Genomic DNA, 1,161 nt, shown 5'->3' on the forward strand with positions numbered 1-1,161 from the left:
GGAACCGATGTACATCCCCGGCCGCTTGCGCACGGCGTCCAGGCCGTCCAGAACGGCGATCGTGTTGGCGTCATACGCCACCGTGTCCCGCTGCCCCGGCTGCTGGGATCCGAGGAGATCGGTGGCGGTGCGAGTGTCGAAAGTGGTCACAGAAACTCTCTTTCGGGCATGGCGGACCGCGCTCCCGCACCTCGGTGCGGAAGCGGCCGGACAGTTGGACGGAGAAGGGGAAAGACGGGGACGAGGGGGGGGTGGGCAGTGGGGCGGGCAGCCCAAACAGGGCCCGGGAGGCTCGCGAACCTCGGGGCCGTTGACTGACGGGACGCCGTCCAGAATACCGGAGGCATCCCTCACCACGGGGGCGAGAGCACTTCCATGTGCCGCCGTGAGCCGCGCACTCCCCGTGAGCCAATCCCCCCTGCATGGCCTCACCGAAAAGCCGCCACAGAGCCACACAGGGGGATCCCTGGGGCCTTGCCGCATGGCGCTCCAGGCTCTATTTCCGGCGCCCTCCGGAGCCGCCCTGCGGAGCCGCCAGTCGCGCTGCGTCAGGCGCCGAACGTAGGTTCGCCCCATGCAGACAGGTCAGCTGGTGGGGTCCGGGCGCAGTGCCGAGGTGTTTGCGCTCGACGAGGGCTGCGTCGTGCGCCGCTATCGCCGCGGCGGTGACACCGAGACGGAGGCGGCCGTGATGGCTCATCTGTCGACGAACGGTTTCCCGGTCCCGGTCGTACGACGCCCGGTGCCCTCACCTTCCGAGCTGGTGATGCAGCGGTTGTCCGGGGTGACGATGCTGCAGGCGTGGATGGACGGTGCGATCACGGAGGAGGACGCGGCGGCGGTGCTGGCACGGCTGCTGCACCAGCTGCATGCGGTACCCGCGCGCCTTTCCGTCCGGCCCGGGGACCGGATCCTTCATCTTGATCTGCATCCGGAGAACGTGGTGCTGACACCGCAGGGTCCCGTCGTGATCGACTGGACCACGACGGCGGAGGGGCCACCGGGTCTGGACTGGGCGATGTCGGCGCTGATCCTCGCGCAGGTCGCGGTCGACCCGTCGATCCCGGTCGCGTCAGGATCCCGGTCCATGCTGACCGTGCTCATGGGCAATCTCGACTACGCCGGAGAGCTCGGTGATGTGCCGACCGAGCACCTCGTACC

General features: G+C 69.1%; 2 protein-coding genes. One reads left to right on the top strand and one right to left on the bottom strand.

All coding sequences use genetic code 11. The features are described from left to right. Positions 1 to 150 (bottom strand): DNA gyrase subunit B (locus ACQKIP_RS47935; RefSeq protein WP_427745924.1); only part of this gene is annotated, 150 nt, incomplete at its 3' end. 424 nt (positions 151 to 574) lie between these two features. On the opposite strand from ACQKIP_RS47935, the gene ACQKIP_RS47940 reads away from it, so the two are divergent. Continuing rightward, on the top strand, positions 575 to 1,161 hold a 587-nt coding region (locus tag ACQKIP_RS47940), incomplete at its 3' end, for a phosphotransferase (protein ID WP_427745923.1).

It is taken from the genome of Streptomyces sp. NPDC059900 (assembly GCF_050270335.1).
GTDB lineage: Bacteria > Actinomycetota > Actinomycetes > Streptomycetales > Streptomycetaceae > Streptomyces.